This window comes from Gemmatimonadaceae bacterium, from assembly GCA_020846935.1.
Taxonomy (GTDB): domain Bacteria; phylum Gemmatimonadota; class Gemmatimonadetes; order Gemmatimonadales; family Gemmatimonadaceae; genus RBC101.
In genome coordinates this window covers 25,055-49,501 of the sequence record JADLCY010000012.1, presented here as the reverse complement: position 1 = coordinate 49,501, position 24,447 = coordinate 25,055, and the positions used below count along the sequence as shown (strand labels likewise).

Annotated in this window: 21 protein-coding genes; 13 read left to right on the top strand and 8 right to left on the bottom strand. The window is 68.1% G+C overall.

Annotated features, from left to right (window positions below; translation table 11 throughout):
* Positions 1–47: 47 nt before the first annotated feature.
* From IT361_15370 to IT361_15345, 6 genes are all read left to right on the top strand, one after another.
* Entirely contained in the window at positions 48–734 is a 687-nt protein-coding gene (locus IT361_15370; GenBank protein MCC6319059.1) for an SPOR domain-containing protein, read from the top strand.
* 84 nt (positions 735–818) lie between these two features.
* A complete protein-coding gene (locus IT361_15365) occupies positions 819–1,511 on the top strand; it encodes an SIMPL domain-containing protein (GenBank protein ID MCC6319058.1) in 693 nt (230 codons plus the stop codon).
* 107 nt (positions 1,512–1,618) lie between these two features.
* Positions 1,619–2,452 carry a subclass B3 metallo-beta-lactamase gene (bla, locus tag IT361_15360; GenBank protein MCC6319057.1) on the top strand — a complete coding sequence of 278 codons (834 nt, stop codon included), beginning with the start codon at positions 1,619–1,621 and terminating at the stop codon, positions 2,450–2,452.
* A gap of 225 nt (positions 2,453–2,677) precedes the next feature.
* A complete protein-coding gene (locus IT361_15355) occupies positions 2,678–3,205 on the top strand; it encodes a hypothetical protein (protein MCC6319056.1) in 528 nt (175 codons plus the stop codon).
* Between the two features lie 19 nt (positions 3,206–3,224).
* Positions 3,225–3,704, top strand: coding sequence for a hypothetical protein (locus IT361_15350; protein MCC6319055.1), 480 nt, complete (start codon positions 3,225–3,227; stop codon positions 3,702–3,704).
* 2 nt (positions 3,705–3,706) lie between these two features.
* Positions 3,707–4,300: an NAD(P)H-dependent oxidoreductase gene (locus IT361_15345; GenBank protein ID MCC6319054.1), complete on the top strand. Its 594-nt coding sequence runs from the start codon at positions 3,707–3,709 to the stop codon at positions 4,298–4,300.
* 106 nt (positions 4,301–4,406) lie between these two features.
* Here the strand turns inward: IT361_15345 and IT361_15340 are convergent, their stop codons facing one another.
* The 3 genes from IT361_15340 to IT361_15330 form a co-directional block, all read right to left on the bottom strand.
* Complete coding sequence (locus IT361_15340) at positions 4,407–5,036, bottom strand: aquaporin (protein ID MCC6319053.1); 630 nt, start codon at positions 5,034–5,036, stop codon at positions 4,407–4,409.
* 79 nt (positions 5,037–5,115) lie between these two features.
* On the bottom strand, positions 5,116–6,564 hold the full coding sequence (locus IT361_15335) for an amidohydrolase family protein (protein MCC6319052.1): 1,449 nt from the start codon (positions 6,562–6,564) through the stop codon (positions 5,116–5,118).
* Positions 6,565–6,619: 55 nt separating this feature from the next.
* Positions 6,620–7,990, bottom strand: a complete 1,371-nt coding sequence (locus IT361_15330) for a M24 family metallopeptidase (protein MCC6319051.1) — start codon at positions 7,988–7,990, stop codon at positions 6,620–6,622.
* A 238-nt stretch (positions 7,991–8,228) separates the two neighbouring features.
* Between IT361_15330 and IT361_15325 the strand changes: the two genes are divergently transcribed.
* The 4 genes from IT361_15325 (at position 8,229) to IT361_15310 (ending at position 13,896) form a co-directional block, all read left to right on the top strand.
* Entirely contained in the window at positions 8,229–9,662 is a 1,434-nt protein-coding gene (locus IT361_15325; GenBank protein MCC6319050.1) for an amidohydrolase, read from the top strand.
* Positions 9,663–9,669: 7 nt separating this feature from the next.
* Positions 9,670–10,806, top strand: coding sequence for a DUF1343 domain-containing protein (locus IT361_15320; GenBank protein ID MCC6319049.1), 1,137 nt, complete (start codon positions 9,670–9,672; stop codon positions 10,804–10,806).
* Positions 10,807–11,215: 409 nt separating this feature from the next.
* A complete protein-coding gene (locus tag IT361_15315; GenBank protein ID MCC6319048.1) occupies positions 11,216–13,012 on the top strand; it encodes a hypothetical protein in 1,797 nt (598 codons plus the stop codon).
* A complete protein-coding gene (locus tag IT361_15310; protein MCC6319047.1) occupies positions 13,009–13,896 on the top strand; it encodes a hypothetical protein in 888 nt (295 codons plus the stop codon). The genes IT361_15315 and IT361_15310 overlap by 4 nt, the downstream gene beginning before the upstream one ends.
* 9 nt (positions 13,897–13,905) lie before the next feature.
* Here the strand turns inward: IT361_15310 and IT361_15305 are convergent, their stop codons facing one another.
* Positions 13,906–17,661, bottom strand: coding sequence for a carboxypeptidase regulatory-like domain-containing protein (locus tag IT361_15305; protein MCC6319046.1), 3,756 nt, complete (start codon positions 17,659–17,661; stop codon positions 13,906–13,908).
* A gap of 166 nt (positions 17,662–17,827) precedes the next feature.
* On the opposite strand from IT361_15305, the gene IT361_15300 reads away from it, so the two are divergent.
* Together IT361_15300 and IT361_15295 are read left to right on the top strand one after the other, a co-directional pair.
* The gene (locus IT361_15300; GenBank protein ID MCC6319045.1) at positions 17,828–18,412 is read left to right on the top strand and encodes a hypothetical protein; all 585 of its coding nucleotides are present in this window, start codon (positions 17,828–17,830) and stop codon (positions 18,410–18,412) included.
* Between the two features lie 113 nt (positions 18,413–18,525).
* Positions 18,526–19,134 (top strand): HupE/UreJ family protein, encoded by a 609-nt coding sequence (locus IT361_15295; GenBank protein MCC6319044.1) that lies wholly within the window; start codon positions 18,526–18,528, stop codon positions 19,132–19,134.
* A 23-nt stretch (positions 19,135–19,157) separates the two neighbouring features.
* Here the strand turns inward: IT361_15295 and IT361_15290 are convergent, their stop codons facing one another.
* The 4 genes from IT361_15290 to IT361_15275 form a co-directional block, all read right to left on the bottom strand.
* Entirely contained in the window at positions 19,158–20,132 is a 975-nt protein-coding gene (locus IT361_15290; protein MCC6319043.1) for an acyl-ACP desaturase, read from the bottom strand.
* A 71-nt stretch (positions 20,133–20,203) separates the two neighbouring features.
* On the bottom strand, positions 20,204–20,815 hold the full coding sequence (locus tag IT361_15285; protein ID MCC6319042.1) for a hypothetical protein: 612 nt from the start codon (positions 20,813–20,815) through the stop codon (positions 20,204–20,206).
* Positions 20,812–21,576 (bottom strand): hypothetical protein, encoded by a 765-nt coding sequence (locus IT361_15280; GenBank protein MCC6319041.1) that lies wholly within the window; start codon positions 21,574–21,576, stop codon positions 20,812–20,814. Before IT361_15280 ends, IT361_15285 begins: the two co-directional genes overlap by 4 nt.
* A 15-nt stretch (positions 21,577–21,591) precedes the next feature.
* Positions 21,592–23,652 (bottom strand): TonB-dependent receptor, encoded by a 2,061-nt coding sequence (locus IT361_15275; GenBank protein MCC6319040.1) that lies wholly within the window; start codon positions 23,650–23,652, stop codon positions 21,592–21,594.
* A gap of 123 nt (positions 23,653–23,775) precedes the next feature.
* On the opposite strand from IT361_15275, the gene IT361_15270 reads away from it, so the two are divergent.
* Positions 23,776–24,276, top strand: coding sequence for a hypothetical protein (locus tag IT361_15270; protein MCC6319039.1), 501 nt, complete (start codon positions 23,776–23,778; stop codon positions 24,274–24,276).
* Positions 24,277–24,447 lie beyond the last annotated feature (171 nt).

Sequence of the window (24,447 nt, the reverse complement as noted above, 5' to 3'; positions counted from 1 at the left end):
GCGCGCCGCATGTTGCGCCTACCGGCCGAGTGCCTATCGTGTGGCGCATGAACGCCTCCTCAGGTTCCCCGGTGGCCGGCCTCACCCAGTGGCTCGGCATCCTGGTGCCCCTCGCGTCCGCGGTGGCGGTCGCGGTGATTGCGCGCAACACCAACATCAACGTCGCCAGACTGCAGCAATCGGCGCAGGCCTCGCAGGCCGCCGTACAGCAGAGTCAGCTGCGCGACCAGCAGGAGACGCGTCGGGCGCAGTTCCTGGAAAAGAACCTCCCCAAGATGCTCGGCACCGACGACGTCGAGCGTCGTACGGCCAAGGCGTTGCTCCTTCTCACGTACCCCAACGACGCACCGGGCATTCTTGCCACGCTCATGGCCCAGGCCGCGCCGTCCGACAGCGCCCTCCTTGCGCGATGGACCAGCCAGGCCAACACCGTGCAGGCCGCGACGGGAGAATGGACGATCATCGTGTCAGCCCATAGCAACGAGGCTGATGCGAGGACGCAGGCCAATGCAACGCGCGCGGCGGGCTTCGGTCCTGCGGGCATCTACCTGCGGGACAAGGTGTATCGTACCACGGCCGGCGTGTATCCCAGCCAGGCCGAGGCCGATCAGGCGGCGGTCACCGTGCGCTCGCGTCTGCGCCCTGACGCGTACACCGTGGCTCTGGGTGTGTGGTGCCCGGAGCGATCGAGCCAGGGCATGGATCCGGGGAACGTGGTGCGGTGCGGTGCGTAGTAGACTGCCGTGACCGCAGGAGCCGGAGCCCTCGTAGCACCACGGGCCCGGCGACGTCTCGTCAGGCACCCTCAGGAGGTTTCGTTGCTTCGCTCCCTCTTTGCGCTCGTCGCGTGCGTTCCCTCGCTGCTCATGGCGCAAGCGCCCCCTACCACGCCCGTGCCGGAGATCACGACCACGGGTCAGGCCGAAGTGCGGCTCCCTGCTGACCGTGTGCGCCTGCGGTTCGTCGTCCAGTCGAGTGCTGCGACCGCCGCTCAGGCGGCGACCCTCAACGGCGACCGGGTGCGGCGCGTCCAGGCTGCGCTGGCCACGCTGGGTTTCCGCGGGAACGACGCCCGTGCCATCGGGTTTACGGTCGCTCCGAACTACGAATACCGCGAGCAGCGACGCCTGGTCGACTACCAGGCGCGCACCTCGGTCGATGTGACGCTTCGCCAGATGGAGCGCATGGGAGCCGTGCTCGACGCCGCGCTTGGCGCGGGCGCCACCGAGATCGGCGCCATGCAGTTTCAGTCCGATACGGCCGAACGGGCGCGCCTCGGCGCGATCGCTGCGGCGTTCAACGATGCGAAAGCCGAAGCCAGCGCGCTGGCAGCGGCCGCGGGTCGACAGCTCGGTCCCGTGCTGTCGATGTCAACGACGCCGCTGGGCGGGCCGGTGGCGTACGCGCGCGTGGCCGGTGGAATGGCCATGGAAGCGGCGGGCGCGCCGGGCGTGGACCGCGACGTGGTCGTGACGTATCAGGTGCAGGTACGTTGGGCCATCGCGCCCTGAGTCCTTGTACCCGAACACGCTACAATGCGGCACTCGGCAGTTCCATCAACCCATTCTCCGTTGTGACGCGTCTCCCACTCATCTTCCTCGTCGCCGCGGGGCCAGCAATGCTCTCCGCCCAGTCACGTGACACGTCCGCAGTCACGCCGGGGTGCGAGGCGTGCGCCGAGTGGAATGCGCCCCACGCGCCGTTTCGCATCTACGGAAACACGTGGTACGTCGGCACCAACGGGCTCGCATCGATCCTCATCACCTCGCCGCAGGGGCACGTGCTGATCGACGGAGGGTTGATGGAGTCCGCGCCGCGGATCGCAGCCAGCATCGAGGCGCTCGGGTTCAGGATCGATGAGGTCAAGCTGCTGCTGAACTCGCACGTGCACTACGATCATGCCGGCGGCCTGGGTGAGTTGCAGCGACGCTCTGGTGCCTCGGCCGCAGCCACGGCACCCGCCGCCGCGGTCCTGCGGAGCGGTCAGGTCGGCTCCGATGATCCACAGTTCGGCATCGCGTTCGCGACGGCGCCGCTCCAGCGCGTGCGAGTCGTGGCCGATGGAGAGACCCTGCGCGTTGGCACGACGGAAGTCACGGCGCACCTCACGGCGGGCCACACACCCGGCGGCACGAGCTGGACGTGGACCTCGTGCGAGCGCGCACGCTGCCGAGCCATGGTGTATGGCGACAGTCAGTCAGCGATCTCGGCGGATGGTTTTCGATTCACCGGCAGCGCGGCCGCGCGGCAGTTCGAGGCCGGCTTTCGCACGCTCGAGTCCCTCGCGTGCGACATCCTCCTCACGCCTCACCCGGACGCATCGCAGCTCTGGGAGCGACTCGCCCGACGGAACGGCGGGGAGCCCGACGCCCTGGTAGACGCCACAGCGTGTCGCCGCTATGCCGCCGGTGCCCGCGAGCGCCTGGCGCAGCGGATCGCATCCGAGCGTTAGGCAGCCAGACAGGAGATGGACGGACGAGGCGAACGACCACCGGCGGCGAGGGGCGGACGGGACTCGCCGACGCGAGCCCTCACGCGAACGCCGGGATACTGGACGGCCGACGAAGATGGGGTCGGCGCCACCACCAGGTGTCGACTCCCCGCCGGTTCGTTGTCCCGGGTGCTTCCCACGCCGCCTGTCTGCGGCCACACTACAGGCATCGGCTCCCTTCTCGACATGTTCGCGCTGACCTTCACCACCCGGCGCATCCGCGCCCTCGTCCTGACGTTCGTTGCGCCCGCGCTCGGTGGCGCGTGCTATCGGTATCAGCCCACCACGACGGCCGAACTCCAGGCCGGGCAGTCGGTGCGCGTCGACCTGTCCGCCGTGGCCGTCGATCGGGTCCGCCGGGGACCCGCCGAAGAGGCGCGCGTGGTGCAGGGCTTCAACGTCGTCGGCAAGGTGTCGCGCGTCACCGGTGATTCGCTCGTGCTCAGTGTGGAGCATTCCACGTTTGACGCTGGTGCGCGCGCGATCACGCTCAATCAGGACGTCCGACTGCTGCAGAGCGAGGTGCAACGCGTGCAGCTGCGGAGACTCGACCGACGACGGACGACGCTGGCGAGCGTGGCGGTCGGCGCGGCGCTGGTCGCAGCGACCGCGTTTGCCATCCAGCGCGGCGGGCGATCGACCGGCGGCAACCCATACAACCCGAGCCCGCCGGAGATCCGCATTCCGCTCGGCCTCGGCTGGCTGATGCGTTAGGCAACACACGTCACCTGCCATGCGTCACTCGTCTTTTCACGCGATCGTCGCGGCTGCCCTGCTCGCTTTCATCCCGGCCAGCCTCGCGGCGCAGCAGGCGAATCCGAGGTTCGGGCGCTGGAAGCTCAAGTCCGACGCGCCGGCGCCGAGCAGCAACGTCATGACCTACGAAGCGCACGGCGCGACGGGCATGAAGGTCATCATTGTCGCGGTGAATGCGCGTGGCGATACCACCACCTGGTGGTACGTCACCGAGTTCGACGGCCGCGACATGCCGGTGACCGGAAACGCCGGCCAGACCCACTCGGCGGTGCGTCGCGTGAATGACCGCATCACGGAGATCGTCAACAAGCGTGACGGCAAGGTCACTCAGGTACTGACCAACGTCCTGTCGCCCGACGGGAACACGATCGCGGTGATGTACATGCGCGACGACGGCAGCGGCCGGACGACCAGCGTCTCGTTCGCAACCTACGAACGCATCCCGCCGTCACCGTGACCCTGGAACCACACCGCATTCTGGCCGTTTCCGGGAGCCTCCGGCGGCAATCGTCCAGCACCGAGGTATTGCGTGCCCTGGCCATGGTTGGGCGGCCTTCGCTCGACGTGGTGCTCTACGACGGCGTCGCGACGTTGCCGCACTTCAACCCTGACGATGACGGCGAGAGCGCCGCGCCAGCTGCATCCGTCGCGCGACTGCGCCAGCTGGTCGACGCTGCCGACGCGCTCGTGATCTGCAGTCCCGAGTACGCGCACGGGGTTCCGGGCTCGCTCAAGAACGCGCTCGACTGGCTCGTGAGCGGCTCCGAGATTCCCGCCAAACCGGTGGGGCTGCTCAACGCGTCCGCCCGCTCGACGCACGCCGTGGCCGCACTCGCCGAGACCCTGCGCACGATGTCGGTGCGCCTCGTCGATGGCGCCACCGGGGTGATTCCGCTCGATGGTCGCGGGCTCGACGCGGCCGGAATCGCGGCGGACCCTGCGCTCCGTGACCTCCTCTGTCAGGTCGCACAGGCGCTCGGCGTGGCCGCGGCGGCGCACGCGAGGGATCGACAGCCTTCGCGCACGCCACTCGCGTGGTCCCTGCGCGCCTGAAGCTCGTGTCGCGCTCCTCAGGCGCGCCCACCGCATCGTGAGTTCACGCAGGTGATGGTCGCGGCGTGCCGGGCGCAGCCGGCCCCCCTTGGGGTTCAGCGCCTTTTCAGGTCTCCTGCACGCCGAACACCGTGGCCGCGAGCGCACCGCCGGCGAGCGGACCAACGAGGTAGAGCCACAGATCGCTCCAGCCGCCAGTCCCAAGCGTTGCGTTGATGATGATGGGGCCGATGCCCACGGCCGGATTGAACGCTCCGCCGGAGATTCCGCCGCCGGCATACGCTCCCACGACCACCGTGAAGCCGATCGCGAGGCCGTAGTACGAGTTGCCCTGCGTGTGCTTTGAGACGGCAGTGTTGAGCACGACGAGCGCGAGCGCGAACGTGTAGAGCAACTCCACCAGCAGCGCGGCCAGCGGCGAGGCGCTGGGGGACGGCGCCGGGGCGAACGTCTGACCCGTCACCACATACACGGCGATCGAGGCGACGAGCGCACCCAGCACCTGGCTGGTCACGTAACCCGCGTAGTCGCCGCGCGGCAACGCGCCCCGGAGCATCGCGGCGAGCGACACGGCCGGATTGTAGTGCCCTCCCGAGATGTGGCCGCCCATGTACACCATGACCATGAGCGATGCACCGATCGCCAGCGGTGCATACGGTGAACTCGCGGTGACCGTGAGCCCGATCGTGAGCACCAGAAAGAACGTGCCGATGAACTCGGTGAGCAGCTTGCGCATCATGACCTCGCGGGTGATGTGGTGGTGCAGGCTCGGCGAATCTCGGCGATAGCAGAGCCCGGCGGAAGCCCGACCGCGATCAGCGCGATCGCGCTGGTGGCGCCGCGAGCGCCTCGGCGGCGCGCAGCAGACTTTCGCGCTGCGCCGCATCGATCAGCCGTCCGTTGAGGACCACCGCGTGCACCCTGGCCACGTTGCGGATGTCGACCAGCGGATTCGCGTCGAGCACTACCAGGTCGGCCACGTAGCCCTGCTTCACCGCGCCCAGGGAATCGGTCGCGTGGAGGAAGCGTGCCGGATTGCGTGTGGCTGACTGGAGCGCCTCGAGCGGCGTGAAGCCGTTCGCGACGAAATGCGCGAGCTCGTCGTGCAGCGAGAGCCCCGGGTAGATGTAGGGATTGGAAAGATCGGTCCCGGCAAGAAACTTCGCGCCGGCGTCATGCAGCAGGCGCACGATCTCCAGCTGGCGATCGTACACGCGCTTGCGCATCGCCCAGCCTTCCGGCGTCACCGCGCGAAAGCGGAAGTCCGTGCGCGGGTCCCAGCCCGCACTGAAGAACCGCGGGATGAATCGCAGCCGCGGGTCGGAGCGGAGCGTCGAGTCGTCGAGATACGACGTCGAGCGAAGCACCACGATCGTTGGCACCATCCACGTGTCGCTGCGCGCCACGTGTTGAGCCAGGGCCCGACACCGGGCGCGATCGAACGTCTCCACCTGTACGGACAACTGGCCACGCTGGATCACGGCGGCGGAGTCCCAGCCCCTGGGAGATGCCACCGCCTCGGCGACGGCGCGCCGCAGGGATTCTTCCTGCGACGAACAGGCAGTGGTGAACATCTGCAGGTGCTCGATGCTGCGCATGCCGAGCTGCACGGCCTCGTCGACCGCAACCAGCGAGGGCACATGGCCGGCGAATTCCAGATGCTTTGCGCGGGCTTCCGTGGCGATGGCGCGAAACTCCTCCGGCGTGAGCCGGGAGTACACCTTGATGAACGCGGCGCCGGCGGCGGCGAGCGAGTCAACGGCCCGTCCCGCCTCGTCGGCGGTCCGCGCGCCGATCGACCCCGGCCAGATCGCGGGTGCGCCATCGAGGATGTGGCCGGAACCCACCAGCCGAGGCATCACCAACGACCCGCGCCCAGCCGCAGCGCGCGCTGAGTCGTACCAGGCGAGGCGACCGAACATGTCGCGCACGCCAGTGACGCCGTTGGCCACGAGCGTCGGCAGGAAGAGCCGATCGATCAGGAACCCCGTGGCGTGGACGTGCATGTCCCACAGGCCGGGGATCACGTATCGGCCAGTTCCGTCCACCCGCGTTGCCCCGTCCGGAATGGTCACGCGGCCCGCGGCTCCGATGAGACGAATGCGGTTGCCCTCGATGACCAGCGTCCGGGCCGGCGTCACGCGCCCGGACTCGACGTCCACCACGGACGCGTTGCTGATCGCCACGGTCTGCGCGTATGCGGCCGACGCGACGCAGGCGCCGAGGCACAGGCTGGAGAAGGCATGGCGAGGCAATGTCATCATGGGTCAGTGATCGGAATGGCTGAGAGGCTTCGGCCGCGCCATGGCGGCGCGATGCCTAACGAACAACGTACCATGACTCCTGCCGCGGCCTGAAGAACGACCAGCCCATGTCACCGAGCACCGCGTCGTCTTCCATCATCACGTAGACCTCCTGCCCTCCCCACTCCGCTACCGGCGTGCGGGTGTTCAGTTCGATCGAGATGTAGGAGCCTTTGCGCAGCCGCTTGCCCTGGGCGCCGAGTTCCGGCCGTTGCGCCGAACGAAAGTCGATCGCGGCGCCGAGTCCGTGGCCCTGGTTGCCGATCGGGTGTGAGTAGATCTGCGCCGTGATGCCACGACGCGTCATCTCCGCCATCGTCGAGTCATACACATCGGACACGAGGGCTCCCGGGCGCGAATAGGTCTTCATGAGGACGTCCTGCAGTGTGTTGGTGTTCCGCATCGCGGCCTTGAGTCCCGCGGGGACGTCGCGCTCTCCCGCTTTGAGCACATACGCCATCTTCTGCCAGTCGGTGTCGAAGCCCATGACCGAGATGCCAACGTCGAGGTGGACCACATCGCCACGCTGAATGGTGGTGCTCTCCGGCGCGACCGCGAGGAATCCACGCGAGGTGGCTCGCGCCGCCTGCGCGCGCTGCACGCGAAGGTCGGGCTGGAACCAGGTCCGCACACCCGCGGCGTACATGGCGTCGTAGAGCCATCGCCGCACATCTCCAACGGTAGTCTTGCCGGGAACGATCACCTCGTTGGACAGGGCTCGGCGGGTGAGGGCATCGGTCAGCTCCACCGCCTTCGTGTACCAGGGCAGTTCGTCGGGAATGCGGGTGTCGAGGTATTCTTCGATGAGGTCTGCCGCCGACACGACGCGCTGCTGGGCGTCGGGGCCGAGCAGGTTCACGAGATCGAGGTATGTGTCACGCGTGAGGGAGCGCGTGACGCCGCGTCGACCGCCAAAGTTGAGCGCGATGTGGCGCGGGCGATGGCGATCGACCAGTTCGGGCAGCACCACGTTGATCGGCCGCGGTTCGTTCGGCGCCTCGAAGAACCGCGTGAGGTTGTCTTCGGAGTAGCCGGTGACGGCCACTTTGCGCAGCGCCGGACCGCCCGTGTCGACAAAGATGAAGAAGTCGCGATTCCCGGTGTACGGGCGCGGGGGCGCGACGTATTGCGTGAGCGGGTCGTCGTGGAACTCCTCATTCACCACGATCCACATCTGGATGTCGTGGCGCCGCATCATGTCGAGGAGCATGGCATGTCGCTGCTCGAGCCAGCCTTCACGGATGCGGATCTGTTCCGACCATGTCGGGAGCACAGGCATGGGCGGCGTTCGGGGCCGCACGGTGCGGGCCACGGGCCGGTCCTGCGACGCGGCAGGCGACGCGAGGCTCAGGAGGAGCAGGGCAAACCACAGGCGGGGTGAGCGCATGGCGGGGGCGCGGGTTGGCCTGAACCTCTCGTGGATGCCCCTCGGGTTCAAGGGCAACGGTCGTGGGGCACCGGTCGTGGGTTGACGCCCGGCGTTGACTCAGGGCTGACGACGACCTGCCGGCTCCCGCCCTGTGCGTCCGCGCGCGCCGGCGTCGCCTAACGATTCGTCATACGGTTGACGCGATCGTCGTCGCGACCTACAATCGGTGCCGCCACCTCCCCCCAGGACGGCCCCCATGCGCATCGCCCGATTCGGACTCGCCTTTGCTCTCTTCCCGTCGACCGCGGCACTGGCCCAGGTGAAGGGCAGCGACGCCGTGCTCCGCGCCATCGAGGCGCGGCGCGATCACTACGCCGGCGTGGCCCAGCGCATCTGGGACTTCGCCGAGGTCGGCTATCAGGAGGTCAAGTCGAGTGCACTCCTGCAGTCCGAGCTCACGGCCGCCGGCTTCAGTGTGCAGGCCGGTGTCGCCGACATCCCCACGGCCTTCGTCGCCACCTTCGGGTCCGGCAAGCCGGTAATCGCGATCCTTGGCGAGTTCGACGCCCTGCCCGGTCTCTCCCAGGACCGGGTGCCCGAGCGCAAGGTGCTCATCGAGGGCGGGGCCGGCCACGGGTGTGGGCACCACCTGTTCGGTACCGCGTCGGCCGCGGCGGCTGTCCACGTGAAGGAGTGGATGCAGGCGAACGGTATTCGCGGCACGCTGCGCTACTATGGCACGCCAGCTGAGGAAGGCGGCTCGGGAAAAGTCTACATGGTGCGTGCAGGCCTGTTCAGCGACGTCGATGCGGTGGTGGCCTGGCACCCCGGCGATCGCAACCAGGCCGACGCCAACAGTACGCTGGCCAACATCAGTGCGAAGTTCCGCTTTCATGGCGTCTCCGCGCACGCCGCCGCGGCGCCCGAACGCGGTCGCTCCGCCCTGGACGGCGTGGAAGCCATGACCCACATGGTGAACATGATGCGCGAACACGTGCCCCAGGACACGCGCATCCACTACGTCATCACCGCCGGCGGCCGCGCGCCCAACGTCGTGCCCGACGCCGCCGAGGTGTTCATCTATGCCCGGCAGTCGGACATGCGCGTGCTCGACGCCGTGTGGGAACGCATCATCGCGGCCGCGCGAGGCGCGGCCATGGGCACGGGCACGACGGTCGACTTCGAAACCATCAGTGCCGTCTACAACGTCCTGCCCAACGAGTACCTCACCGGTCTCCAGCAGAAGAACCTCACGCGCGTGGGCGGTATCACCTACACCGCCGAAGAGCGCGCCTTTGCCGAGCGCATTCGCGCGTCGATGAGCGGTGATCTGCTTCCCCTGGGCAGCGAGGCGACCGTGATCCCGTGGAGCACGTTCGCCGTCGACCCGGCGTCCACCGACGTAGGCGACGTGAGCTGGACGGTGCCGACTGTCCAGCTCAGCGCCGCCACCTGGGTGCCCGGAACGGCGGCCCACACCTGGCAGGCGGTTGCGTCGGGCGGCACGTCGATCGGGACCAAGGGCATGATGGTCGCCGCCAAGACCATGGCCCTCACCACGCTCGACCTGTTCACCGATCCTTCGCACCTGGTGAAGGCGCGCGCCGAGTTCGATCGCCGACGCGGCCCATCGTTCAGCTACCAGACGCGCCTCGACCGCGCGAAGCCGGCCCTGGATTACCGCAAGTAGCCCGCGCGTGGCTCCGGTGGTGTTCGGCGTCGACCGCGTCGTCGCCGAGCCTGGCCTGCTGCGTGGGGCAAAGCGCATCGGGTTGCTCACCAATGATGCCGTTCGGCTGGCGACCGATCCCGCGACCACGTCGCGCGTCGCGCTGCACGCAGCCGGCCTCTCGATCGTGCGGCTCTTCTCGCCGGAACACGGCATCTCGGCGCACGGAACCGACGGCGCACCCATGACCGACGGTACCGATGCGCTCACCGGTCTTCCGGTGACGAGTCTCTACGGTGATCGCTTCGCCCCGACCGTTGAGTCGTTAGGCTGCCTTGACCTGCTGCTCGTGGACCTGCCGGACATCGGCGCGCGCTGCTACACGTATGCGTGGACGATGACGCACGCGCTCGACGCATGCGCGGCGCGCGGCACTCCCGTCATCGTGCTCGACCGACCCAACCCGTTGGGAGGCGTACTCGCCGACGCCGAAGGGCCAATGCTGGACCTGGCCCACGCGTCGTTCCTCGGCCGGCTCGACATCCCGGTGCGACATTCGCTGACCATCGGTGAGCTTGCCCGGCTGTGGCAACGCGAACGCGCCCCGCATGTGCAGCTCGACGTCATCGCGTGCCCTGGGTGGGAGCGCCGCATGCAGTGGCCGGATACCGGGATCCCGTTCACTCCGACGTCGCCGGACATGCGGAGCTTCGAGTCCGCCCTGTGCTACCCCGGTACCAGCCTGTTCGAGGGAACCCACGTATCCGTTGGTCGCGGGTCGGAAGCGGCATTTCGCAGGTTGTCTGCCCCGTGGCTCGATGCGGCGAAGGTCGCTGCCGAATGCGCGCGCGCTCCGACGCTTGCCGGGGTGCTCGTCACCGGCGAAGGCAACGTGCTCTCGATCACGGTAAGTGATCGGCGCTGCGTTCGTCCCGTCGCCGTGGGCATGACGCTGGTGTCGATGATTGCCTCGCATCACCCCACGGAGTTTCAATGGGCCGACTATCCCACGGCGGCCAATCCATCGGGCGGCCATCATGTCGAACGGCTCGCGGGAACCGGCCTCGTGCGGCAGCACGTCGACCGGGGTGAGCCGATCCCGATGGAGCTGCTGCGGTGCGACGGCTGGACCGAGCGCGTCCGATCCATCCTCCTCTACAGCTGAACCCCGTGCGCATCTCTCGGGGGCGGAGCCAACAGCGGTCGCCGTTCCGACGCTCACGCGGGCGACGAGCGTGCCTCCGCCCGGTCGCTGCGATGACGCGCGTCCCGGACCGCGGGTCGGCCCGAGGCGACGTATCTGGAGAGTGACCAGCGCTCGGACACTGATCACCAGGTCGCGCCCGACAGTCGCACACCGCGCTCATGCGTTCGCCGCAAGCGGCTTCCGTTCACAGGAAGCGTTGTCGTCCGCCTTGTGCCGACTCGCGGGGTGTCTCCCGGCGGCTGGTGCGGCGTTGCGGAATCCCTGAGGCCGCCACGGCACGTTCGCGGCGCTTCACCGCTCGAAGCGCCGCGGCCCGGACTTTGAACGGCCTGTTGCCAACTCGCGACACGGGCACAGGGAGGGCACGATGGCGAAGGGCGATGCGGTCGAGTTCGTCGGGGACACGGGCCCCGGAGCAGTGATCAATCAGTACCTGCCCCAACCGGGGCAATACAGCGGGCGGCGCATCCTGCAGGTCAGCGACACCCCCACCGCGTGGTGGCTCAAGTCGGCCAGTGAGCTGGGAACGCCATGGGCATCGGCGTTAGGCATGGTGGCGGACCCGACCGGCGGCTGGCAGATCGCGCGGCCCGAGCTGCTCACGGCAACATGGTTCAATCGCCGACGCCGGCTTCCCCGCGCGGGCAGCGCTCGCGGGCTGAGCCTCGCCCAGGCGGCAATCAATCGCAGCGCTCAGGACGCACTGCTCCGGCAGGGATCCCTGCGCCCGTGGGCCTCACGCGGAGGCGCCGCCGCCAAGTACTACGACTATGACCCCGAAACAGGGGAAACGGAGCCCAACACCAGCGAGCCGGACATCGAACCACCGGGCGGTGGAGGCGGTGGAGACGGTGGAGGCGGCGGATCGACGACGGACGACGCGGACGAGGCCACCGTCGACTTCCTTGACGCCATCGTCCTGAGTCAGGACGGCGTCATCCACATTCCGGACAGCACCTGGGGCGGTGGCACCACGACCACACCCATCGACGTGGGTGATGATCCGCAGCCGATGTTCTTCATCGTCCAGGTCATCGGCATTTCCTCGTTCCTCGGCGACTACGGCCTCGGCCGCACCGTCAGGACCTTCACGCTGCTGCCAGGCGAAACGACGACCATCAGCACGCGCACGTGGCGCGCCACGTCGGCCTCGGTGGAAGCGGCGTCGTCCATCATTGATTCGTATACCGAGAGCGCCAGCGATCGCTTTGCCGACACGGTAATGACGGAGACCACCGACACCGCGACCCAGGCACAGACAGAGAACTGGCACGCCGAGGCCGAGGTGAAGGGCTCGTTCGGGTTTGGCTCGGCGTCGGTCTCGGGAGGCGGCGGTGGTGAATACTCGTCGTCGACCGAAGAGTTCGCGAAGGCGGTGGACGAGTCGGTGAGCGAACACTCTTCGGAGTCATCGGCCCAGCGCGAGAACACGGTGACGTCGAACTCGGAGTCCTCGGAGGAAACCGAGGACGAGGAGGTGATCGAACGCACGATCAGCAACATCAATGTTCGGCGCGTGCTGAACTTCACCTTCCGGGAACTCAACCAGGTCTACCTCACACGTACGCACCTCAAGGAGGTGCGCATCGCATTCAGCAACGGGAATCAGGGGAGCTGGCGCGAGGAACCGATTTCCGCGATGCGGAAGCTCGTCGCCGAGGTGATCGATCCGAAGCACGTGGACGCCATGTGTCAGGATCTGCTCCGCACCATCGCGACCGCGTTCGACATTGGTGGACTGCCCGTTCAGGTGATCGAACAGGTCTCCCTGAATCCCTGCTGCACCGTGGCAGCGGTGACTGACGCCAAACCGGACAAGCACTGCCAGTATCCCGCGCCAACCGAAGACGGTCGCCTCTACTATCGCTTCCGTCGCGGCCCGCTGGGCCAGAACCCTGCCGACGCCCACCCGGTCGACGGTGTGCTCCTCAGGGAGCGCGAGGTGGTGATGGCGACCGACAGCGTCGTCGTCGAAGCGCTCCTGGGTCAGAGCGATGCGCTCGATGACTACTCGCGCGATCTTCAGGTCGAGGCAATCCGCGAGAAGCAGCTGGCCAACCAGCGTGAACAGCTGGCGCAGAAGATTGTCGCGAGCGGCGATGCCAGCGCGGCGGCACTGTTTGCACAGGTCTTTGCGCCCCCGCCGCCGGTGGCGACGCCGTGAGCCTGACGACTCCCGCCGGCATGCGCGCGCTCGACGTGCCGGCGACGCCCAGTTCGTCCGTTGGCACCGCGTCGCTGGCGCGGGCGCCCGAGGTGTTGGTCCAGGCGCCACTGGGTACGCAGAAGAAGGCGGTGGACCGGCTCGCCCTGTTCGCCGCCGGATCGCCGGCGCTCGTCAGGCAGTTCTACGCGCAGGTGCACGGTTGGCCCGCCAGCGCCGTCGTGCAGGTATCGTCGTGGAGCGACATCAAGGCGCAACTCGCGAGCTGTTCGAGCATCGGCGAGCTCGCGATTCTCTCACACGCAGCCTACAGTGCCGTGTCTGTTGGCGGGGCCCAGCGCACGGCCGGACAGTTCTGTGACGAGGTCGCGTCGGTCGCCCCCTCCATCGGATCACTGGCGTTCGACGGATGCGTGTTCGGCACCGACCTTCCCGGCCTGCACACCATTGCCACCCGGCTCAGGATCCCGCGCGTCTACGGGTGGACGTTCTGGCACTACATGGACTGGTGGAACCCGTTTCCCGCCACGGGCGACCCTGCCGCCGACCTCGCCGTGTTTCAGCCCCTCGGTCAGGCAGCCTCACCGTGGTTGCCGAAGTCAGTCAATGGCCAACAGGTGTACACACTCGCCGAGCAGGAGCCGCTCTTCTCCGCGCGCAAGCTCAACGTCGCCGCCGAGTACTTCGTGGAGTCATTGACAATGATGGCTGATCCCAGCTTCCTCCTTGCACTCCAGGACGGCAGGCTCGACCCGGCGACTCACCGACCGCGCGGCAGCGCCGAGTTCCGCCTCATCGACTCCTCAGGAGCGCAAGGCGCCGCGGACGCTGCCATCAATGCCTCGCGACCGATGTTCGGCCGGATCGAAATGACGCCGTGGTAGGCGTGCGCCCTATCCTCTGGGCCGAGCCTGCCGCCCGCCGTTGCGCACGGGCGGCGGCACCTTGGCCCACTGCTCGGGCGTGAGGATCGCCTCGATCGCCTTCATGGTGGCTTCGTTCTCCCTCTGCATCGCCTGGAAGCGCGGCTGCATGCGACCCATCAGCGCACCCATGTCGGGATTGGCGCCGGCGTCGCGCTGCATCTTCTGAAACTCTTCGCTGAGCACCGTGTTGCGCCTGGTCACGGAGTCCGCGATGGGCTGCAGCTTCGCCACCTGCTCAGCGGAGAGTCCGAGCGAATCCTTGAGCTGGATGATCTGACTGGCCGGGTTGAAGTTCATCCCGCCGAACCCGCCGGCACCGCCACCGGGGCCGCCGGCTGCGTTCGTCCCCGGCGTGGCCGCGTTCGGGCCGCCACCAAAGCCCGGACGACCACCGCCGCCACCACCGCGGATCATGCCGTTGATCATGTCGCGCATGCGATCGGGACCGAGCGTGTAGCGCGCCTGGATGCCGATCTGGAACGGCACCTGGATTCCGTTGGCGCCGTTGCGCGTCGCGCCGAAGCGCTCGTTGACCTCGTACTTGTAGTTGTTCGTCGCAGCGTCGAATCCACGCACGTAGAGCAGCGTGTTGTCCTGTCCGCGGAACTGCCCCCACCCGCGGAGACCATTGGCGCCGTGCAGCAGTTCGTCGAGGCCGCCAAGGAAGTTCACCGTCATGAACGATACGGCGAGCCGGCGATTGAGACCGAGCAGGTTGGGGCGCCAGTTGAGCTGCAGGTCGAGCGAGGGTTGCCACATGCCGAAGCAGCTGTTGCGTTGCGCGACGCCGCCGAGCTGACTCGTCAGGCAGCTGCGCACCGAGGCCGGGACGGCGCCGAGGAGTCGCGTCATGCCGGCCGCCACCGCCGGATCGCTCGTCGTCGCCGGGTTGAACAGGAACGCACGGTCGTTGCGCGAGCCGTCGCCGTTGATGTCGCCGCCCACCATGGGCGTGAATGGCGAGCCCGAGGTGAGCCGACCGAACGCCGTGAGCTCAACGCCCAGACTGAACGGATAGTTCATCTGCGCCGTGAAGACGTGCCGGCGCTCGAAGCTCGACCGCGACCATTCGCGCTCGTTGGGGTTGCCGGCCGTGGTGGGTCCGCCGAAGTTAGCGCCGCCGCCACCGCCACCAAACCCGCCGAAGCCACCGCCGCCGCCGCCCGAACCCTCGTCGCGCGCCCGCGCCAGCGTATACGACAGGTTGAAGTTCGCGCCCCGGCGCAGAAAGCCACCGACCGAGAAGGTCGCCTGCTTCGACTCGCTGGACAGGTCCGAGCGCGTCACCAGCACCTGGCCGTACGCCGGATCGTTGCGGGAGGCGAGCATCGTGGTCGCGCCGGAAACCGGGACGATCGTCGATGCCGGCACGAACACCGGCCGCCCCCCTTCGTTCGCCATCGTGAACTGCGAGTTCGCGTTGAGGTTCGCGTCGAGGTAGCCGGTCTGCGCGACACCGCGGGCGTACGAGAGATCGACGCTCACGTTGATGCGATCGAAGTACCGCTTGCTGGCTCCGAGCGAGCCGCGCCAGGCGCGGGACGCCGAGAAGTCGTCGCCGAAGACGGTGACGTTGGGCCGCGCCGTCGGGACGAACTGGTTGCCGCCGTCGAGGCATGACGTCGGAATGCTGCCCGGATCCGTGACAAAGCGGCCCCAGTCCGGCGTCGGGACCAACGATCCGATGCAGATGAGCTGCGACTCGTTGTTGGGCAGGCCGGTCGCTCCGGCGGCGCTCGCCACCAGACTGGTCGATGGCGCCGACCGGAACTCGCCGATGCCGCCACGCAGCGTGAGGCGCGGCTGACCCTTGAACTGGAACCCACCGCCGCCCGGCCCGCCGCCCTGGCCACCGGCGCCCCCGCGCGGCTGAGGCAATCCGATTTGCCACGTGAATCCGACGCGAGGGCTGACGCGAAGGTCGGTCGGCACCTCGTCAGTGCGATAGCCGAACTTCTGCTCCACGTCCGGGTTGTATTGCGGCGTCTTGCCAAAGACCGATCCCTCACCACGAACGCCATACGTGAGCTGCCACGCGCGGTTCACGCGCCACGTGTCGCCGAGGTACAGGTTGATGTTCGTGCCCTGGCCCTCGCGCAGACGCGGCGTCAGCGTGCGCGTGTAGCTCGCCGGCACGCCCGCCTCGAAGTCCGCCAGCGTGTTGAACGAGTAGGTCCCCCACCGGTTGGAGGTCACGTCCTGCGTGAACGCAGTGCTGCTGACCAGCGCACCGAGCTTGAAGCGGTGGCCGCCAGAGACCCACGACACTTCGTTGGTCGCTTCGAGTCCGGTGTTCTTTCCCTGCTGCGGCAGGCCGGTGTTGCCACCGAACGTCAGCGTCGCGATGCCCGTCTGGGCGTCGTCGAAGCGGGACTGCACCTGCACGCGGCCCTGCGGTATGCGGATGAACGGCGTCCCGGTGTTTTCGTCGCGAGAAACGTAGAACTTGAACTCGTTGAGGAATCGCCCGGCAAAGTTCGACGTCACCGTCGCCATGATGCCGAGGCCGGAGCTGTGGTTGATGCCGCCGGTCTGCGGGAGCGAAAGCGGGCCGATCCGGTTTGGGTCGGTGTCGCTCATCCGCCAGTCGCCGCGCAGCGTGATCGTGTGACCGGCATCCGTGAGGTAGTCGAGGCGCAGCAGCCCCGAATAGTTGTCCGACAGGCGATCGTCCGCGAGCACGCCGAAGGGCTGCACCCCGGCGCCGCTCAGGAGCTGCGTGAAGCGCGACACCGAGTCCGAACTGACGCCAAAGCGCTCGAGGGTGAGTGCGTCGGAGTTGGCGAGCGACGACACCACGTCATTCCGGCGGCGAAGCTGCAGCGCGCCAAAGTAGAAGAGCTTGTCACGCACGATCGGGCCGCCAAACCCGCCCGAGAACTGGTTCTGTGTGTAGCCCTGCGCGGCCGGGCTCGGATCCTCGCCCTCGACGGCAAGGTCGCGGTCGCGGAGGGAATACGTGAAGTTGCCCTGCATCCGGTTGGACCCGCCGCGCGACGTCGACGAGATCAGGCCACCCGAGAACTGGCCGCGTGACACGTCGAAGTTGGAGGTCTGCACTCGGGTGCTACGCACGGCCTCCTGTGGCACCGTCGATGATCCGAACGACATGCCGTCGAGCGTGATGTTGTTCGCGTCCGGGGACAGGCCCGCCACCGAAAACGCAGCGCCACTGGAATCCGATCCACCGATGGCAACGAGCCCAGGCGACAGCAGGGCGAGCTGCGTGAGGTCACTGGCGTCGATCGCGAGACGCGCCGCCTGGTCGGTGTTCACGGTGCGCTCCTGCGACCCGGGCGTCGGCCGATCGTTGTCCCTCGGAACGTCCTGGCGCGCCTGAACGTTCACCGCGCTCAACACCGTGGGGTTCGACGTCAGCGTGAAGTCCACGACCAGCCGATCCTCGTCGGCCACGCGTTGCACGCCCTTGACCTGCGGGGCCAGGCCGAGTGCCCTGGCCGTCACCCGATACTGGCCACCACCATCGGGAAAGAGGACGGTGAACTTGCCCTGCGCGTTGGTCCGCGCTCTCCGCGTGATGGTCGTCTCGATCGAGGTCACCTCGATCTGCGCGCTCTCGATGGGAAGGTTTCCCTCGGTACGCCGGACAACGCCGGTGATGATGTCCGTCGTGGCCCCGATCTGGGCCAGCGCCATGCTCGGAAGTGTCGCGGCACCGAGGCCGAGCAGAACCGCGCGCACGAAAGGTCGTAGGGGACGCATGGAACGTCGTGATCTGGTAGTTGGGGGGAAACCAGCCACAGGTAGACCACCCTCGACCCGATTCGTTAACACGCGACGGCTCGGCCGGGACACGGCTTAACAGCACCCGACGTCCGGACGTCGGACGGATGAACATCACACTGTTAGCCTTTCGGAGGATTCCCCCATGCATGTTTCCCGAACGCTGCTCGTCGCGTCGGTCCTCGCGCTGCCCCTGCTCCCCGCGGAGGGACAGGCGCGCCGCAGGGCCGGTCGCGACGGCGGCACCCTTCCCCCGATCTCGGCGTCCGCGCTCCTCGACGCCCGCCGAGAGCTGGAGCTCACGCCGAGGCAGGTCGCCCGGCTCGATTCCATCGAACGGTCCCAGGTCGCCCAGCGACGGTCCTTCATGGAACAGATGACCCGCCAGCGCGACTCCGTGTGTGCCAACCGCAATCCCTGCCGACTGTCCGGCACGGAGCGCGATAGTTTGCGGGCCCGAATGGCCCGGACCCGCGGTGGCAACCTGCGCCAGAGCGACTCGGCGGGGCGCTCGCTCGCGCTTGCCGTGCTCGACAGTACGCAGCGCGGCAAGGTGCAGGGCTGGCGAATTGGCGAGCGCCGGAACGCCATGGTCCGGAACCCGATGCAGGGCCCAAGGGGCGCGCGCGGCTCGGGGCGGGCCTGGCACGATGGCGATCGCCGACGCCAGTGGGCGCGGCCGGGCGATATCGGTCGCGACCGCCGGCCGCGACGAGACGATCGCCAGTAAAGCGTCACTTACGGATCACTTTCGCGCCGCCAACGAACCTCATCGGGATCTCCGGTGAGGTTCGCCGTTTCAGGGACTGGCGCGCGCAGGATTGAGTCCCTGATTTGGCGCCGATGTTCTCCGAGTTCGCGACTTACCTCCGCCTCGGCATCGACCATATCGCCGACCTGCAGGGGTACGATCATATCGCCTTTGTCGTGGCGCTGACGGCAGGCTACCGCTCGAGGGAGTGGCGACGGCTCCTGGTGCTCGTGACCGCCTTCACGGCCGGGCACTCGCTCACGCTCCTTCTGGCAACCCTGGACGTGGTGCATGCGACCCCTCGGGTCGTCGAGCCGCTCATCGCATCCACTATCCTGGTGACCGGCACGCGTGGTCTGCTCGCGGCCGTTTCAGAACAAAGCGGGCGACCGTCGACGGCCCCGGCCCCAGCTCCGGCCATGGGGGCGCCATGGCTCATGGCGGCGTTCTTCGGCCTGATCCACGGTCTTGGCTTCTCGAACTTTCTGCGCACGGTGCTGGGCACGGAGGAGCGGCTCGTGGTGCCGCTCCTCGGGTTCAACCTCGGTCTCGAGGTGGGCCAGCTCGCCATCGTTGCGGCCGCACTGGCCCTGAGCGTCGTGGCCGAACGGGTCGGCGTGCGACGCCGGTGGTGGACGATCGCACTCTCGCTCGCCGCGGCGCTCGTGGGCCTGCAGATGCTCGTGACGCGCCTGCGTTAGGCAGCGCGTCACGCGCCGGGCCATCAGCCCATTTCGAACTCGCGGGCGAACGTCACCTGGAACGAGAAGGTCTTTGCCCGGCTGCGGGTTTCCATCATGTCGGCGACGCGCTCGAGCCGCTGGGGGATGGCGAGGATCTTCTCCTGCGCCTTCTTGCCCATTTCGTTGAGGCCGGTCAGCGCGTCGATCGCCCAGAACCGAATGGCGTCTTCGACGATGCGCAGGTAGTCGCGCGGTCCATAGATACCGGCCCGGCGGATCACGTCGGCCATCTCGCGGAAGTGCGGCATGTTCACGCCCGGCATGTCGATCGATGGCATGAGGTGCGCCGCCGAATCGAGCGCGCGGTTGGGATCACGCGCGAGGACGCGCTTGAAGATCTCGCGATAGAAGACGTAGTGGCGCGCCTCTTCCTTGGCCACGTTGGACAACACGGTGGCGATCGTCGGCTCGTGCTCCCCGGCGACGCGCCCGGTATTGGCGTGACTGACCTGCGTCGCGCGTTCCTGCAGCGTCGTGTACACGAACACGCGGTACGGATCCTTGTCCCACTGCGGCTCGAACCCCGCGCGCAGGTATTCGAACTGCATGCGCTCCATGACGGGGTTGTCGAGGATGCGGCTGTCGCGCGTGTAGTCGTGCAGGATCGCGCCGTGACGGTCCTCTTCGGCGGTCCACAGGTTGTTCCACTTCGCCCAGATCGAGTCGGCGCCGAGGTAGTTGGAGATGATGCGGTGGAAGTGGGGGAGACCTTCTTCGGTCAGCGTATTCAGGCAAAGCGCCACGCGCGCCGGCAGCGAGATGCCCTCGGCGCGTTCGCGGAGCGCCTTGACGTGCGCATCCGGGTCCGTATCGGGGAGCGGGGACAGCAGCTCGCTCGGGAACCACAGGATGCGCTTGGCTTCGTGGGTCGCCATGAGCTCGACGACGTCGGGCTCCAGGTCGGCGAGCACCTCGATTTTTGCGCGCGTCTCGTATTCGGAGGGATTGAATTCCATGGCGGAGAGCTATCGACGCTCGCCCCTATTGGCTAGTCCGAGCGACGACGCCGGTCCGGGAGAAGCCGGGCTCAGGGGCGGGGTGACTGCTTGCCGAAGTACACCGAGTCGAGGGTCCGGCGGTACACCGCGAGCGGGGGCAGGCCCACGGTGGCGCGCAGGGAGTCCACCCGGGACGAGTCTTCCATGGGCTCGAACACCAGCTGGCGATTGCTCAGCTTGGCCTGGGTTCCGTATCGCTGCTTTTCGCCCGCCTGCGTCTGCACGCGATCGTAGAGCAAGGCGTACGCCCGCCCGTCGACTTCACCACGCTCGAAGGCGCGCGTGACCGTGTCCAGCACCATTCGCTGAAAGGCGCGGTCATGCACGGCGTGCTGAACGATCAGCAGCGCGGCATCGCTCGCGGCCTTGCCCACCAGGGCGGCCGATGGCCAGCCGCGCGTGCGCATCTGGTCCTTGAGCCACGTCGTGTTCTGCACGTCGATCTGCTCCATGCGCGCGATCGTCGCCGGATCGAGCGCGAGTCCCTTGCCGAAGGCGGTGTCGCGGATCGCCTGGTCGGCGGTGGCCCGCCGCATGAGTTCGATCTGCAACCGGGTGATGTCGGGATCGCGCTCCGAGGGCGACCGGTTGCAGCCGGCCGCGATGACAAGCGCCACACCCGCGAATCGCAGCCGGATCATGTGGAATCCCCGGAAGAAGAGGCCGTCGTGTCGCCGAGCCGCCGCTCCAGGCGGTCGTACGCGCGCAGGAGGCTCTGCTCAAACGACAGGAGGTCGTAGAGCACGCCGGTGTCGAGCCGTGCGGAGTACAGCAGGTTGACGGCGACCTGAGTCGCCGAGAGGTAACCGCGCTGCAACTGATAGACTTCCGACGCCTGGCTCACCAGCTCGAAGTCCATGTGCATGGTGGCCTGCGTGGCCTGCATCGTCTCCCACGCGACGTTGCGGATGAATGCCGAGCGCAGCGCCAGGCCGTCCTCGAGCAGCAGGGCCAGCCCTTCGGGTCGAACCCGCGCCTGGCCGCGGTCGGTGCCGAGGGAGATGAAGAACGTGGTGTCGTTGACGCGGCGAATGGTGCCCCGTGATTCGAACGACATGCCCCGTTGCTCCAGGGCGCGGTGCACGGCGTCGAGCAGCACACGCCCGTTGGAGAGGTCGCGCGGCAACACGTTGCGCTGGATGACACCGACGCTGAACAGGTTGCGTCCCTCGTTGCGCGCCTTGATCAGGGAGTCGTGGTACACCGCGGCGCGTTGTACCCGCGGGCGATTCGCGCGGAGCTCGGCGCGGATCTCCTCCTTGGCGCGCTCCACGCGCTGCGCGTCCTGCCGCGACTCGCGCCATTCATCCACGGCGAGGGCGGCGAGCACCGAGAAGATGATGGCGCCCGCCTCGGCGGCGAGTCGCGGCCAGTTGATGCGAGCAGAAGGTGCGTCGGTCATTTCAGGCGGCGGCGCTCACGCGCCGCGACGGAGTGAGAGCGCGACGTACACGCGACGCCCCGCCCCGGGCTCGAAGAATCGTCCGCGGGTCGCATTGGTGACGACGTTGGCGACCCAGGTCCGATCGAAGAGGTTCTCCACGCCGACCACCGGCTCGACGCCGCGCAGTCCGGTGAACCCGACGCGCGTGTTCCACACGATCCACCCCGGCGCCCAGTTGACGTTGGCGTCGTCGACCGCCGCACGCGAACCCTGCTGCGCCTCGAGCGTCACAAAGCCCCACGCTCGCCGGCCCGTCGCCCACATCGACGACGTCGTCGGTGACACGCCAGGCACCTTCCGTCCGTCGAGCGCCACCGTGCCCACGGTGAAGGTCTCGTATTCGTACGTGAGCCGTGCCACCGAAGCACCAAGGTCGACCGCGCCTAACGACGCCGCCACGCCGACCTCCACGCCGCGTCTGGACGTTTCGCCGGCATTTCGAAAGTAGCGCCGCCCGCCGGAGTTGGGGATCTCGAAGGGAATCAGCTCATCGGTCGTGGCAATGTCGAACAGCGACACGTCATAGCTCACCCGCCCGCCGAGGACGCCCTTGGCTCCCACCTCGAAGGTCCGGCCGCGCTGAGGGTCGAGGTCACGGTTGAGCCCACCCTGTCCGTTCGGCTGGTTGGCCAGCTCCGTGGTGGTCGGCGTCTCGAACGAGGTGGCCAGGTTCGCGTACACGGACGTCAGCGGACGCACCTTCACCGTGACGCCAAGCATGGGCGAGAGCGCTCCCATGTTGATGGACTGCTCGGGCGCGCCGGCCGTACGACGATCCTCGACGGTGAAGCTGGTGCGGTCGCCTCGCAACGTCCCGGTGACGGTCACGGCCGCGCGCGTCAGCTCGCCGCGTGCGTACAGGCCGGTCGACCCGACCTGCTCCAGCTGGTGGATGGTCTCGACACCCTGGTCCGCCGCCGTGGGACACGAGGCCACGGGCCGCTGGGCGCCGGAGAGGCCGGCGCAGTTCGTGAAGTTCCGGCGATCGTCGCGCTGCGACTGCAGGTCGGCGCCAAGTGCGACCCGCCAGAGCGTCGCACCCTCGCCACCACCGTGCTGGACGCGCGCACTCAGCCCCAGCGCCCGTCGGTCAAACCCGACGATGCCGAAAGCCAGTGGGTTGTACAGCTCACGACGGGTTCCGAACATCGTGGCACTTGCGCTCCCACCACGCCACGCACGGTCGGCAAGCAGCGAGAGCTGCGTGTGCTGCACGGTCTTCGACGCCCGCCGACGGATGTTCTGCGAGTCGGCGATGGCCGGGCTCGCGGCCAGCTCCGCGGCGGTCACCGCGCCCGGGTTCTCACCCAGCGGTGTGTCGTACCACGTGAGCTGCGCACGCACCGTGGTGGACCCAAAGACACGCTGCAGGTCGCCCAGCGCCGACGTGGAACGGAAGCGCGCGTAGTCGCGCGGGCCGTCGGCCGTGTTGCGTGTGGCCGTGCCCTGCCACGCCCAGTCTCCACGCGCGCCGGCCACCGCGCCCGAGAGGCGCGCCGCATCTTCGTTCCACGTGCCGCGAACGCGGCCGCGGGCTCCCGACACCGGCAGCGGCTCCGAACGCAGCGCCACCACACCCCCGGAGGCATTTCCATACAACGCCCCTGCCGCGCCGCGCATCACCTCGGCAGACCCCAGCGTCTCGAGGTCGACGAAGTCGATGGCCGATTGCCCGTCGGCCAGCGTGAGCGGCACGCCATCGCGCAACACGCGCAGGCCACGGATACCGAACGCTGACCGCGCGCCAAAACCCCGGACGGAAACCCTTGGGTCCTGCGTAGGATTGTGGCGGTTGGAGGCGACGAGCCCCGGCACGGCGATGAGCAGGTCGGTCAGTGAACCGCGTCGTGCACCGGTGCGTGCGCTGTCGAGATCGAGCCGCGACAGGCTGTAGGGCAGGTCGAGCGTCGATCGCTCGACGTCCCGCGTCACGGTCACGCGGACCGGAGCCAGCTGGCGTGATGCCGTGCTGTCCTGGGCCAACATCGCGGAAGGGAGCGTGGCAATGAGGGCCACGAGTGCATCGCGCTTCATCGAGTGCGCTCACGCGAAATGTGCCCGGCGTCGCTCGCCTGGCACCTGGTCGGTAGCTTCATCGGGGATCGGTTGTGCGTTTCCGGGAAGGTGTCGCGTGGAAGGCTCGACAGGAATCCTCAGATGCACCGATTCGTCCCACTGTTGCTGCTGTTGCCCCTGGCCGGCCCTCGGCACGACATCCACCTGACGCACACCCGGCTGGTGGTCGAAGGTCGAAAGATCACCGGGCGCATCCGCCTGTTCCACGACGACACGGAAGCAGCCCTGCAGCGCTCGACCGGTCGCCGGGATCTGCGCATCACGGCGGCGGATCCTCAGCGCGCCGCCTTCGAGCGCTACCTTGACTCCACGGTCGCGCTGACGGCGGGTGGTCGGCGACTCCCGGCGCGCGTGGTTGCTGCTGGCGCCGATCCCGGCGACGGCATCGCACCCATGTGGTGGTACGACGTGGAGTACCTGGCGCCTGCCAGGGTCACGCGACTCGGGTTGCGTCACGCCGTGATGTTCGACCAGTTCGACAACCAGCGGAACATCGTATCCGTATTGGTGCGCCCGGGCGATCGGCGCTTCTCGTTGTATTTCGCCGTGGGTGACCGTCGCGAGCACGTCCTCACGTTCTGAGGGGCGGGGCGCGCCGTCGAGCGCGCGACCGACTGCGACGCGCTGCGCCCAGCTGCGCCGAGCGCTGTCGAGTCTGCAACCGTGGCGCACGCCCTGTCACCCATGCACGCCGGTCGGCTCCGTGTCGGCCAGCCTGACTCGACGCGGTGGGCATGGACCCTGCCCCTTCAG